Origin of the sequence: Nitrospina gracilis 3/211, assembly GCF_000341545.2 — a bacterium.
GTDB classification, from domain to species: Bacteria; Nitrospinota; Nitrospinia; order Nitrospinales; family Nitrospinaceae; genus Nitrospina; species Nitrospina gracilis.
On record NZ_HG422173.1, the window covers coordinates 1,115,748 to 1,128,481 of the forward strand.

General features: G+C 51.7%; 12 protein-coding genes, 1 tRNA gene and 1 pseudogene. 3 read left to right on the forward strand and 11 right to left on the reverse strand.

The window, feature by feature from the left end:
- The 4 genes and pseudogenes from TX82_RS05345 to TX82_RS05365 all read right to left on the reverse strand — a co-directional run bounded on the left by TX82_RS05345 (position 1) and on the right by TX82_RS05365 (position 2,833).
- Positions 1–438: a hypothetical protein gene (locus TX82_RS05345; protein ID WP_237100611.1), complete on the reverse strand. Its 438-nt coding sequence runs from the start codon at positions 436–438 to the stop codon at positions 1–3.
- 158 nt (positions 439–596) lie between these two features.
- Positions 597–1,055 (reverse strand): annotated as a pseudogene (locus TX82_RS05350) (site-specific DNA-methyltransferase); the annotation flags it as partial.
- Positions 1,056–1,980: 925 nt separating this feature from the next.
- Entirely contained in the window at positions 1,981–2,595 is a 615-nt protein-coding gene (locus tag TX82_RS05360; protein WP_005007808.1) for a hypothetical protein, read from the reverse strand.
- Position 2,596: 1 nt separating this feature from the next.
- Complete coding sequence (locus TX82_RS05365) at positions 2,597–2,833, reverse strand: helix-turn-helix domain-containing protein (protein ID WP_005007809.1); 237 nt, start codon at positions 2,831–2,833, stop codon at positions 2,597–2,599.
- 137 nt (positions 2,834–2,970) lie between these two features.
- On the opposite strand from TX82_RS05365, the gene TX82_RS05370 reads away from it, so the two are divergent.
- From TX82_RS05370 to TX82_RS05380, 3 genes are all read left to right on the forward strand, one after another.
- The gene (locus TX82_RS05370; protein ID WP_005007811.1) at positions 2,971–3,507 is read left to right on the forward strand and encodes a hypothetical protein; all 537 of its coding nucleotides are present in this window, start codon (positions 2,971–2,973) and stop codon (positions 3,505–3,507) included.
- An 8-nt stretch (positions 3,508–3,515) separates the two neighbouring features.
- A complete protein-coding gene (locus tag TX82_RS05375) occupies positions 3,516–4,655 on the forward strand; it encodes a tyrosine-type recombinase/integrase (protein ID WP_005007814.1) in 1,140 nt (379 codons plus the stop codon).
- 113 nt (positions 4,656–4,768) lie between these two features.
- A complete protein-coding gene (locus tag TX82_RS05380; protein ID WP_005007815.1) occupies positions 4,769–5,098 on the forward strand; it encodes a hypothetical protein in 330 nt (109 codons plus the stop codon).
- Positions 5,099–5,261: 163 nt separating this feature from the next.
- On the opposite strand, the gene TX82_RS05385 is transcribed toward TX82_RS05380, so the two are convergent.
- From TX82_RS05385 to TX82_RS05415, 7 genes are all read right to left on the reverse strand, one after another.
- Positions 5,262–5,338 (reverse strand) — tRNA-Arg (locus TX82_RS05385).
- Positions 5,339–5,548: 210 nt separating this feature from the next.
- The gene (locus TX82_RS05390) at positions 5,549–6,028 is read right to left on the reverse strand and encodes an FKBP-type peptidyl-prolyl cis-trans isomerase (protein WP_005007817.1); all 480 of its coding nucleotides are present in this window, start codon (positions 6,026–6,028) and stop codon (positions 5,549–5,551) included.
- Between the two features lie 497 nt (positions 6,029–6,525).
- The gene (locus TX82_RS05395; protein WP_005007821.1) at positions 6,526–6,711 is read right to left on the reverse strand and encodes a hypothetical protein; all 186 of its coding nucleotides are present in this window, start codon (positions 6,709–6,711) and stop codon (positions 6,526–6,528) included.
- Between the two features lie 628 nt (positions 6,712–7,339).
- Positions 7,340–9,166 (reverse strand): TIGR03545 family protein, encoded by a 1,827-nt coding sequence (locus TX82_RS05400; RefSeq protein ID WP_005007824.1) that lies wholly within the window; start codon positions 9,164–9,166, stop codon positions 7,340–7,342.
- Positions 9,163–9,657 carry a TIGR03546 family protein gene (locus tag TX82_RS05405; RefSeq protein ID WP_005007827.1) on the reverse strand — a complete coding sequence of 165 codons (495 nt, stop codon included), beginning with the start codon at positions 9,655–9,657 and terminating at the stop codon, positions 9,163–9,165. The genes TX82_RS05400 and TX82_RS05405 overlap by 4 nt, the downstream gene beginning before the upstream one ends.
- A 93-nt stretch (positions 9,658–9,750) precedes the next feature.
- The gene (locus tag TX82_RS05410; protein WP_005007829.1) at positions 9,751–11,580 is read right to left on the reverse strand and encodes a cation:proton antiporter; all 1,830 of its coding nucleotides are present in this window, start codon (positions 11,578–11,580) and stop codon (positions 9,751–9,753) included.
- Between the two features lie 599 nt (positions 11,581–12,179).
- Positions 12,180–12,410 (reverse strand): YgaP family membrane protein, encoded by a 231-nt coding sequence (locus TX82_RS05415; RefSeq protein WP_005007833.1) that lies wholly within the window; start codon positions 12,408–12,410, stop codon positions 12,180–12,182.
- Positions 12,411–12,734 lie beyond the last annotated feature (324 nt).

A 12,734-nucleotide genomic window follows, 5' to 3' on the forward strand; every position in this document is an offset into this window, starting at 1 on the left:
CTATGACCGGCTTATTTCGATAAAAATTTTATCAGTTTTTTTAAGACCTTTTCGTCTTTGCGTTGACATTCCCAGATCGTAAACGGTTTCCATCCAAGCCTTTTTAGTTTCCTTAGATTGTTGGAGTCCCTTTTTTTGTTTCTTTCGATTTTTTCGCTCCAATACTTCTTTCTGGTCTTTGGGAGTTTGTCTTTTCGGCATTTGTGCCCATGCCAGAAGCAGCCGTGTACCAAAACTACCTTGAATTTGGACGGAAATACAATGTCGGGGGTTCCCGGTAAGTCCTTGCGGTGAAGTCGATAGCGGTATCCAAGCCCCCAGAGAAATTTTCTTATCTGCACCTCCACCATTGTGTTTTTGCTCCTGATTTTCGACATCAGGACACTTCTTTCTTTCTTTGTAAGTGTGTCCATATTCAACTTCGGTAATTGCTGTCACTTTGCTGTTTGTGAGTGGTCGCAAAACCGGAATGTTTTTGATTCAAACTGAGTTCCATGCGCAGTTTTTAGCGAAATAGGCCTCGGCCTGTCCGTTTCATTGTAATTTTCGGATAATGCGCTCACATTTTTGAACCTGCCGGTAGGCTGAAAGTGCTAGCCGTACTTGATGCCGTAAGGCGGATCGATGTACACCATCTGCACCTGCCCGCCCAGCCCTTCCTTCTCCAGTAGTGAGTTCATCACCACCAGCGAGTCCCCGGCAATGAGCCGGTTGGACCAGCCGTGCTTGTGCTGGTAGAAATCCAGTGCGTCTTTCAAGCCTGGGTTTTCCCCCGGAGTCTCGAACAGGGGCATCTGCCCATGTCCGTTGCCGTTCTTTTTCTTCACCGCCTCATTGGCGGTTTTTGGATCGATGCGCTCATGGACGTGCAGGGAGACCGTGGGCACCTCGAAGCTGATATGCTCCGCCTTGCCCGCCCACACCAACTGTAGGTCCAGGTGGGGATCGTACTGGTATTGTTTCTTGCCGGAGGGTTTGTCCGTGGTGGGCGTCACCAGGCCGACCGGCGGCGGATTGTTCACCCGTTCTTTGTCACGGTGGGCGTACTGGTCGATGGGTTTTTTGCGCGTTTGATTGGCGCGCCGGGCTTTAGGTAGGGTGGCGGATTTGGCTTTCGTGGCCTTGCGTTTGGTCTTTGCTTTCGTACTCGTGGATCCCTTCGGCCGCCCCCGTTTGCCAGTTGCCATACCACAACTCCCCCTCACATGAATCGGGCAATTACAGGCCGATTAAACAATATGAGTACCATAGAGTCAATTGCAGATTCGGAATATAGAAGCATAATCTTTATGGAAGCTTGTGTATGGTACGCGGCATCGTAAAAAGATCACCCCTTTAGGTGTAACCCATGATTCATTCTATTAAGAGGGTGCAAGTGGGTCTCTTTGGAATTTTTAAAAAATTACATGTGCCGGGGACCGCATGTTTCGCGGGGGGCCTGTTTTTCCGGGGGTGGGGGGCTTGCTCAAAAATTTCGTTGATGGTTATCCAACAGAGTGCATGTCTTCTTCCATGTTTCCGGATCAACCTGAGCACCCCACGTTTATATCAAAGCCCTCTCCTGTCGCTTGGTTTTGTGCTTGAATGCCACAGAAGGTGGACACCACCTCCTGCCCGCCCTGAATAAATCCGCCCTTTTTATGGAGTAAAGAAACTCCAGGAGGGCCTTTGCCGCTCTTCCTTTTTATGGACTCCAAAAACTCCTCTTGCATCAGGGCGGAAAGGTTTTGATGAAGGCGGAAGATCAACCGTCTCCTGTCATCGATTGCCCTGTCCCGGCCTTACAAATGTCATGTTTTGTAAGCAATCCTTAGTAACCTCCTTGGATGTTTTGAGGCTTGTGCGAAAGCCCGATAATGGGAACCAAACTTAAGGGGGGTGGGCTGGATTCGTTTGGAAACCAGCAAAGCATGCTTTTTGAATGTTGCACCCGCCGCATCTCCCTATGGAGTGGAAACCTATAGAATAGTAACGGTTTTGTTACTGGCAACGGGAGTAATAGCCGAATGACTCTTGGCCCTTTGCAAATAGGAGGATAACTCCCTTTTCCCCAGTAACACTTTTGTTACTGCGATTTCCCTTGGTTTTGGGTGAATGAGTAACGATTTTGTTACTTGTCCTGGTAACGTTTTCGTTACCTGTTTTTGTTTTCGGCCTTCTATTTTTACCTGTTCGGTCTGGCCAGTTTTCGGGTGTGAAGCCCAAACCACGGGTATCTTTGGGAATTGTTTTATGAACGAAACCCTCCTTCCCATACAGCTTCCAGCGGTCACTGATCCAATACGTGGACGTATCCCCCACCATTCCGCCCCCATGGTGGTTGATATCAATGAAGCCTTTTGCGACCAGATCTTCCAAGGCCCTTTGAAACCTGGGGGCGGTGAGGCCAAACCTTTTTTTTGCATCCGCGTAAGGAAAAACGATTTCGCCGTTATTGGCAACGTCCCAATCTTCACGTTTTGGGGTACCCTGATTAACCATCTTTCGCCGGTAATAAAACCAGATCAGCACCTTGGAGGCGGTACCAGCAAGGTCGTTGAAGGCTTTGGAGAAAATCAGGGGCTTTTCCAAAAACACACCCTTGGCTTTGGCCATTTTACTCACCGGAAAAAGAGGCGGTTTGAGCCGTGCTCAGGCGTTTTCCACCTTTACGTAACCATGCGTCCAGATCATCCTTGTAATAGAAAACCCGGCCTCGTTTGATGTAAGTCGGCCCGGTTCCCTGACACCGCATCATGGCCAGCGTTTTCTGGCTCAAGCCCAAGTATTCTGACGCATTGGTGGTGTCCATCCGTCCATCGGGGAAAATCACTACTTCTACAAACTTGGTCATTCTGATGCTCCATCAAAGTTTCCGATAACTGCTTCAAACTTAAAGCAATTATAAGGCATGTAGAAGTGTATTGTCAAACACCACGTGTAATGGTAGAATGATTTCGAGTTATAGAGAACTTTTGCCCAAGAGGACACATGGCAAGCAAGAAGAAATCAAAATCCAAGAAGGGTGGAGGAGGGAAATTGACGCGCTCGGAGATTGTCCAAGTTCGTTTGGACCCCAAACTGAAGTTTGCGGCGGAACTGGCGGCTCGCAAGCAAAGGCGAACTCTGAGCAGTTTCATTGAATGGGTGGTGGATCAGGCAATTAAAAAGGAACCTCTCTCCATCGACCCTCAAAATCATTTAACCATTTTTGAAGCCGCAGAGTCTGTTTGGGATTTAAATGATGCCATCCGGTTTGTGTTGTTAGCCAGGAAACTTCCGTCATTACTCACATATGAGGAGGAATTGATTTGGAAATTAATTTGTGAGACTCAAGTTTATTGGCGTTATTCAGAATACATGGAAGATGGAATACGTATTGAGGACGGAGACTTGGCCTATATGAACCTTGATGTATTAAAAGAAGAGTTTGATAGTTTCAAGAAAGTGATAAGTGGTGATATTGATGAAAATCAACTGCACAAGATACTAATGGAAAAGCAAAAAGAATTAGAACCTCCGTTTTAGGAGAAGCTATGGCCTTGAAATTCACTAAACTCACCCGCCCGAATATTCGGAAGCTTCTTTCGGAAGGCCGTCTCCAGGAGCATGGGATTACCTTTGACCGCCTAACCAATAGTGATGGGAAATACTCCGTAAACATTATGGTGGACGGGCAACGGGTTCACCGTGTCATTGGGAAGGAGTCAGAGGGTGTCACGCGGAAGCAGGCGGAAGAGTTCATCGAGCAGGTCCGGTCCGATGCGCGGAAAGGCCGTTTGAATCTGCCCAAGGGAAGGAAGACGATCCTCCAGTTTGATCAGGCGGCTGAAATGTACCTCAAGAGGATGGAAGAAGAGGGTGGCAAGGACCTCAAGATGAAAAAGATGCGTTTGAATCAGAATCTGGTCCCTTTCTTTAAAAGCAAGCCGGTGGTGCAAATCGGTTCATTCGATATTGAGCGGTACAAGAAAAAGCGGCTGACCTCTAAAGTCGCTCCCGGAACGGTCAACCGCGACTTGGCGGTGCTGTCTCACCTGTTCAATAAGGGGATTGAGTGGGGATGGTGGGAGCATCGGCCTGCAAAGATCAAGAGGCTTCAAGAAAACCCCGGACGAATCACCTACCTCACCACAGAACAGATTGCCAGATTGGTTGAGGCGGCCAAGCAAGACCAGAACCCGCACATCTATCCGTTCATTGTGATTGGCTTGGGAACCGGTATGCGCCGAATGGAAATCCTTTCAATCCGGCTGGAGCACATCGATCTTGAACGGAAAACCATTTACATCCCGAATGCCAAGGCGGGGGCCAGGACACAACCCATGACCAATGAACTGGCGGAGTTCTTGAGAGGGTATATTGAGACGGCGGAACCGGGCCAAGAATGGTTGTTTCCTGCCGTGGGTTCCAAGACGGGCCACACCGTGGCGATTGAAAGGGTGTTTCGCCGGGTTGTCAAGAACGCGAAACTGGACCCTGAGAAGGTGGTCCGGCATACCTTGCGCCATACCGCTATCACTCATTTGGTTCAGGCAGGCGTGGACCTGCCCACGGTAAAGCGGATCAGTGGTCATAAAACCTTGTCCATGGTAGAGAAGTACGCACACCAGAACGGGGCGCACATCGAAGCGGCTATGGATAAGCTCCAAGACCGGCTCAAAGCGGCGAATTGAGGTGGGCAATAAGTAGGTTTTTCTCGCATGATTAAATTGGGTCGTAAAATATACAGAAGTTGATAGTGTCTGTATTCGACCCAAAGCGGACATTCACATTAAGATGGTGAAGTATGGAAATAGAAAATAAAGAAAGAAAAATGATACTCAGTGCAATAAATGAGCTTGTGCGTGGCATTGGTTTGGGGGCTATTCCCAATGGCACGGAGTTTAGCGAAGAAGAAATGCTAATATTTGAGAAGAAGATCGAGCGACATGACGGAGGGACCTTGGAACTTGCTTGCAAGGAATACATACTATTAAGGGCGTTAATATGTACTCTACTAAAAGAACTTGATCACTTTGAATTCGATACGCGAACTGGATTTACAGAAGAAGATTATTATAGTTTGCTTACTAAAGTGAGAATTAACCTTGACGATGTTTGTTATCTGGGGGAATAGCTCTATTTGCACTAGCTTAAAATGCCCGCTTGTGGCCGGTTCCCGACGGTCGATGGTGAAACAATATGATCGCCAGTAAGTATTTATTTCCCGCCCGATTACACCAAAATTACACATAAAAATAAAAAGGACTTGGAGGGTAATCTCTAAGTCCTTATTTTATTGGCGCGCCTGGGGCGATTCGAACGCCCGACCTACGGATTAGAAGTCCGTTGCTCTATCCAGCTGAGCTACAGGCGCTTGCGGGGTAGCCGTCCAGCGGCATTCTAACACAAAAAATCCAGACCCGGTTTGCCCGCCGGAACGTCCGCGAAGTATTTGCTGGGGTGCCCGCCTTTACCGGTGTCTTGCGAGAGGAAGCAGGGAAATTTGAGAGCAGGCACGGGGCAAAAAAATCCCCCCGTCGGGCTCCGACGGGGGGATTCTGTTGTTGGGTTTTGTTGTCTGGGATCAGTGGCCGTGTTCGTTGCCGGTGTGGGCGTGGCCGTGGTCCAGCTCTTCCTTGGTGGCTTCGCGCACATCCAATACTTCGATGGAGAAATGGAGGGTCTCGCCGGCAAGCGGATGGTTGGCGTCGATCTTGATCTGCTCTTCTCCAACCGAGAGCACCGTGAAGATCTGCTGCTTTTCACCCATGTCGGCGGTGAACTGCATGCCGGGCTGAATGTCCACATCCTTGGGGAAATGCTGACGCTCGATCTCCATCACCAGGCTGGGGTTGACGTTGCCGTAGGCGTCTTCCGGCTGAACGGTGACGTCTTTCTTGTCTCCGGAGTTCAGTCCTTCCAGCTTGGACTCCAGCCCGGGGATGATCTGCCCCTTGCCGTGCAGGTAAACCAGCGGCTGGTCCGCGCCGGCTTTATCCAGTTCCGCGCCTTCCTTGTTTTTCAGGGAGTAGCTGAGAGTGACGACAGAATCCTTCTTAATCATAATTTACCTCTGGGATTTGTTATGAACCCGGTCCGCAAAAATCGGTTTTGGACAGATGCGCAATACCCCCCCGGCACGGCGATTCCTTTTGGGAACAGGCACGGGAGTTGGGAAAAGTAGTGCGGGGAACGAAAAGCGACCTGACGGTAAACTCTGCTTATGTGTGCGGAGTCTCCTTACGGTTCGTAGTTGAAAATAAATGGAAACCTGCATGATGAACGGCTAAGACAACGCCCTGCAGGGGGACATCCATTTCATGGGTTGCGGCCGAATCGACCTGTCTTGTAACACCATACCGGAATTATCAGAGATTTCAAGGCAGGGGCGGCAAACCGGTTGAAAGCCGAATGTTTTCAGCCTGCTTGGGAGACGCGAATGCAACCGGAGTGTCTGAGAATCAGGGGGGAGGGTAAAGAACGAAAGGAGGGGTTTTACCGGGACAAAAAAAGCCGGGACGCCAATGCGCCCCGGCTCTCTTAACAACGGAAGGAAACGGGTTACTCGGGTTTTTCCTGATCCTCTTCGTCGTCTTCGTCATCGTCGTCTTCTTTCTGAATGTCATCAGAGAGAATCAGGACGCTGCCCTGGTCCATGGCTTTGGAAGCGAAGGCGAATGCGGTGGAGGACAGGGACAACAGCATGGATACGAGGATGATTAAAAACAGCAATGCGATTTTTTTCATTTCAAAAGAATCCTTAAGATTTTAAAGGGTTGATACCAATGGTTGATTCATTCCTGGAAGGTGCGTTCATCCTAGGCGACCGTGTGGATAAACTTCCATCTCTCCTCAAAAGTTGATATTCAGGACAGACCAACTTGGTGCCGAAAGCATCGCAAACTCCCGACGGCCCTTGCGCCCGGGTCTATAGGCGACCGCGGCGGGAATGCACTTCCGGCGTGAACCCAGCAATTCGATTTCAGCACGCACGAGGGCGGCCGGTGTCGAATTGAAAAATTGTGTTATTTAAAGGAAACCTGTTGCGAAAAGTGACTGTTCCAGCTTATCGGTGACGGCAAAGTCAGTGATGTCTTCCCGGGGAAGGAAGCTCGCAGGGTGAGGAGACCCGTCAAAAAGCAAAAAAGAATAAAGAACGCAATGCGCGAACATCTTGTGTCAGGAACAGCTCTCAGGGTGCAAAATTAATTCTATTAGACGGCATTCCCCATCAAAAACAAACAAAAAAATAAGGGTTTTGAAAAAAAACTTGGTCGAGTAGGAAAATAGCAACCCGTTGTTTTATAACCAGTTAGTTGGATTTCGGGGTGTTGGGCACAACGGGAAGGGCAAGCGGGGTTTCCGTGGAGTGGGTTCAGAACGGAAGTTTGAACTGCTTAAGCAGGTCGCCTGCAGGGCCCGGCAGTTTGGGGAGCAGGGCTTTCTGGGTGGCCTCGCCCAGCAGGTTCTGCAGGGAGGACTCGCGGGAGTCGAGCAGCTTGCGCAAGTCCACGAGATTGGACACGGCGCCGGTGGAATCTTTCAACGGTCCCTTGGTTTTTTCCAGAATGGCGGCGTTCAGTTTTCCTTCGAATTCTTTCACCTTGTCGTCGAACACGCCGCGAATGGCGCGGTTCAGCGTTTTGTCGAGATCGGATTCCACTTTCACCGCGTAATCATTCACGGTTCCGGAAACAAGGAAGTTGAGATAAAACCTGCTGACGGAGTTGAGGGTCTTTTGCATGATGTCGGCCAACTCGCCGCTTCCGGACTGCGTCCACTTCATGTTCATGTCGCGCGTCTGCACGTTTATGTTTCCGGTCAACGCCTCCTCGCTGACGATGTTGAATGTGCTCTTGATGTCGGCCCCGCCCTGTTCCACCTTGACGGCCTTGCCTGTTTCAAAGCCGGACAACTTCAATCCCTCGATACGCGTCTTCAAAGTATCGCGGCCCGCGGTGCCGGTGCGGTCCACAGTCAGGTCGAGATTGAAGCGGTCGAATTTGGGATTGTTGCCTGCGTCGAATTTCACAACCATCGGCTTGCCGTGGATCTTCTGATTATCCGAGAGGTCCTTCAGGTCCCCTGAAACATCCTGGCCGAAAAGTGTGATGGACAGTTTTCCGTGGCGTACGAGGAAATCCGGCGTGGGTTTGGGTTTCAGAAACTCGATGGTCAGACCCTTGCCGCGTTCAGGCGTCTCCGGCTCCGGCACCACGGGTTCCTTTTTCTTTTTGAGGTAGGGTTTGGCTTTTTCGTAATAGCGGCGGGCTTTGTTGAGGTGGTCTTTCAACGGCCCCGCCACCAGTGCCCCCACCATGCCGGTACCGCCCTTGAGATCCAGTGAATACTTGCTCTTCAACCGTTCGAGGTCCTTCCGAGGAAGGTCCTTGAGGTCCCGAACCAAAGCTTGGGCTTTTTCCGTCTCCGCCTTCAGTTCCGATTTCAGGTTTTTGATTTCATCGACCCGGCCCTCGATGTCCCCGCGCAGGCTTTGGATGTCCGCGGTGAGGGCCTGAACATCTCCCGGTCCCGAAATCTTTTTGGCACGCTGCTTGATGCCGTCGATTTTCTGTTTGATTTCATCGATGGCCCCTTTACCGTACCGGTTTTGAATACGATCTTCCCATTTCGCTTTCGTCGCCTTCACGTCCTCCCTTACTTCCTTCACGCGTTCCAGCGTTTCCAGTTTTTCGCTTTCCAGGATTTCCTTGGGCGATTTGAACTGCATGCCCTTGAGGGCATCCAGGCCTCCGAAGCCCGGCCCTGAACTGCTGTCGTCCGCTTCCTCTTCTTCCGGCGTCTCCTTTTTCTTTGCCGGTTTTTTTACCGGGCGTGCCGGAGTCTTTCGTGTGGTGTTGAAGGCGATGCCGTCTGCAGTCAGTTCGTCGATAATCAGTTTTTTGGAAAAGGCCTGGTTGAGGTCGAAGTTGAACGTGAAGTTGCCGACCTCGATTATGTTTTCATCCAATTTCTCTGCGTTGGCGATTTCGATGCCGCGGATTTCGATGGAATGGTCCAGCAGGGATGTTTTCACCGATGCCACATCGACCTGCGCACCCAGCGCCTGCGAGCCCTGCTCCTCGATGGTGCTTTCGATCAGGCTGTCGAGAAACAGCAGGAGGAATCCCGCAATCAGTCCCGTCACGACAACGAAAGGGATCAGTCCCCACCAGCGGATGAAGCCCGGTTTTTTATTCATGACGCGGTCTCCACGGTGTCCGGAATTTTGAGGAATTTGAGGAACGGAATGCGGTCGATCAGGGCATTGAACGCCAGCCGGTATTTGACGATGAGTTTGTTGAATACAAAAATCAACGGCACGCCCAGGACCAGGGAAAAGACCAGGCTTCCCATCACGATGGTGTTGTTGAGGTTGCCGAGCAGAAAGACGGGGCAACTGAAAAACTGTGTCCAGAACCCATGCAGGTCTTCCGAGGTCAGCAGCGCGTAACCGATGCGATGGAAGAGAGGGTCGAGGAGAAACGCGAACAGAGTGCACCCGGCGAGGCTCAACAGGAACATGCCAAAGTTGACGTTGAGGAAAAAAACGAGAAGCAGGACGACCAGGTTGTGCAGGCTGAGAAGCGGAGTGAGGCCGGCCACTGCCCCCAGTACCAGGGCTACGCTGATCTGCCAGGGGCGCTGGTTGGAGTTGAGCGCTTTCAGAATTTTAAAAATCCGGCTATACACGTGGTCCCCCCTCGATGATGGAACCGGATGAGGCGATTCAGCAAACTTCCAAATACGGAAACAGTGTAACACACCCGTAAAAAGTTCAAGGTCTCATTCCTTGGCCTCACTGAACTTCTTTTTGGCGTTTTTCGATGCGGGGGCATTCAGTTTTGTAAACGCGATCACCGTATCCCCGGGTCCCGGGTCCCCGGAAAAGTTTTCCAAACCGAATGCGATTTTTCCTTTTCCCGTCACAAGAATCAGGTAGTAAGGGGGGTGCAATTTGGCAGCGAAGGCGTCGAAGGTATGCTCCTCGGTCAGCTTCGATTTCTGGAATACCCACCCCTGGTAAAAGAGGTCCATCAGGACTTCAAAGCGGGCCTCTTCACCAAATGCGATGCGACCCAGGTGGGCGCTTTGCACGCCCTTTTCTTCCTCAACCTTTTTCTCATGGAAAGGCAACTGGTACACCCGGTCGCGCCCGAAGTGATGAATGAATGCGTTGCAGACAAGGGCGTTGTAGGCATCGTTCTCGGAGGCGGCCAGCAGGTACCCCATCTCCGCCAGGTCCATGTTCTGTTCGCTGGTTTCAGACAGGATTTCACCGTAATGGATCGGCAGGCCGCGCAGCCGGGCGTCCTTCAGGCGGTGCCAGGTACCGTCCACCAGGATTACCGGAAGGTCCAATTCGCGTAACACCGACGCCAGTTCCGTGGTCCAGGGATTGGCCCCGACGATCACCACTCCTTCCTGCTTGTCGGATGACAATTCAAGTTTGCGGGAAAGCCATTCCAGGGAAAGCCCGTGCAGGACGACGGTGAAAACGATCACGCCAAACACCAGCGGCAACAGGTACACCGCATCCCCGTATCCCCGTTCTATCAGGCGCGGTGCGAACAATCCTGCGACCGAAGCCGCTACGATGCCGCGCGGCGCTATCCACCCCAGCAGCAGGGTTTCATTCCATTTCAGGCCCGAACCCAGGGTGCCCAGTCCCACCGCCAGCGGGCGTACCAGGAACAGGATGCAGAAAATGAACCCAACCGCCCGCCAGTCGAGGTTGGTGAAATGATTCGCATCCAGGTCTGCCGTGAGCAGGATGAACACGGTTGCGACGAGGAGGGTGGTGACGTTTTCCTTGAATTTGCGGAGTTCGTAAAAGATGAGCATTCGAATGTTGCCCATGGTGATGCCGAGCACCGTCACCGCAAGCAGTCCCATCTCCTCCGCCAGCAGGTCGGCGATGCCGAACAGCGAGATCACCATGCACAACACCATGGGGATTTTCAGAAACTCCGGGACGTGTCCTTTCTCAAATGCAAATTTGAGAAACAGGCCTCCCGCAATGCCCAGCCCCACCGATCCCGCAATGGCCAGCCCGAAATGCACCAATATGGATTCAGTGGTCTGTGCGGCGCCGTGTGTGAGGATTTCCGCCACCAGCACCGCCAGCAAAACGCCGATGGGATCGTTGATGATGCCTTCCCATTTCAACACCGACGCCGTGCGCGGGGACAGTTTGGCGTGGCGGACCAGGGGAAGGATGACCGTCGGGCCCGTCACCACCAGGATGGCCGACAAAAGCACCGAAACCGGTACCGACAATCCGGCGACCCAATGACAGGCGGCGAACCCGAGCCCCCACGACAATGGAAGGCCCAGCAGAATGATCTGCTTCACCGCCCGGCCGGATTGTTGCAATTCATGAAAGCGCAGGTTCAATCCGCCTTCGAACAGAATGATGGCGATGGCCAGTTTTATGAGAGCCTGAAGCAGCGGGCCAAAGTCTTCAGTGGGATCGACCCATCCCCCCACCGGGCCGATCATCACTCCCGCCGCGAAAAACAGCACGATAGATGGAATGCGGATTCGCCAGGCCAGCCAGTGCATGCTGATGCCGAGGATGATGACACCAACCAGTTTTTGCAGGGTAAATTCCAATGTTTGGATTCCGGTTGTGAGAGAAGATGGATGGCAGACTTGAGGAATTTATTGTAAAGCAATATCACCGGAAAAGAAGGACATCATTTCGATATAAACTCAAAACGTGGTGGCGGGAGAAAGAGGGCGGGGGGGTGCCTCGGAGCCGGGCCCCGTTCTTTTCGAGCCCGGCATCCATTGGAATGGAATCAGGTTTTCGATTCAAATCACTCCTGCAGATGATGGGTGAAATTCCACAGGAAACCCACAAAAGCGGTCAGGGCCAGGGCGGCCATGGACAGCGCCGTGGGATCGGCGTAATCATAAATAGTCGGCATAGACATTCACCTCCTTCAGCGTTCGAAAGAAAGTCAATAACATTCGACTTCCCCCTACAAGGGGCGCGCCCGGCAAAGAGTATCCCTCAAATTCATTCCCGGGCGGGGCCTCAAACTCTTGATGAAATTTAATAAAACGGGTGGTGGGAAAGGCAAGGCGCCCGGTGCCGGACAATAAAAAAATCAGGAATCGGTTGGTATTGGGAAGGCGGCGGATGAACCACAAGGGCTCACGCTGAATCCCGCGCAAGCCCTTGTTCCGAAGCTACCGATGGCATTGAGTCAGGCCTTGGGAGGCGAACTCATACGGTTGCGGTCAAATGGGCAGGTGTTGAAATTGAAGATGGCGTACAGGGGGCACCACCCAAAAATTCCCGTCAGGATGGGGATGAAGGCGATCACGCCCAGCGTGATACCCCACGGGCCTCCCGACATCCAAGCTGCGGCCAGAAGTGCAATCCCAACAACCACCCGCACCCAACGATCCATTCGCCCTGCATTTGCGTTCATCATGACAACCTCCTTTCAATCTGTTTTTCCTTCCTTCTTCTGGAGGCGTGATTCCCGCCTCCACTACTAAAATGGTTCCTTTATCCTTGGGAATCCATTAATTCGACCTGCCGGGAACCGATTTTAGAGGGGAGTGAGATTGAGAAGAGGTATCAAAATTTAACTGCTTCCACCAAGGTGAAAAAGTAAAATCGGGGATGCGAATCTGGTCATTGGACGGGCGCGGGGATGGTGTACAATGGCCCGGATTGAAAGCGACCAACCAGGGATAGTTCCTTTGGCCACACGTGTTCCCAAAATCGATTCCTTCGACCTCAAACCACAACG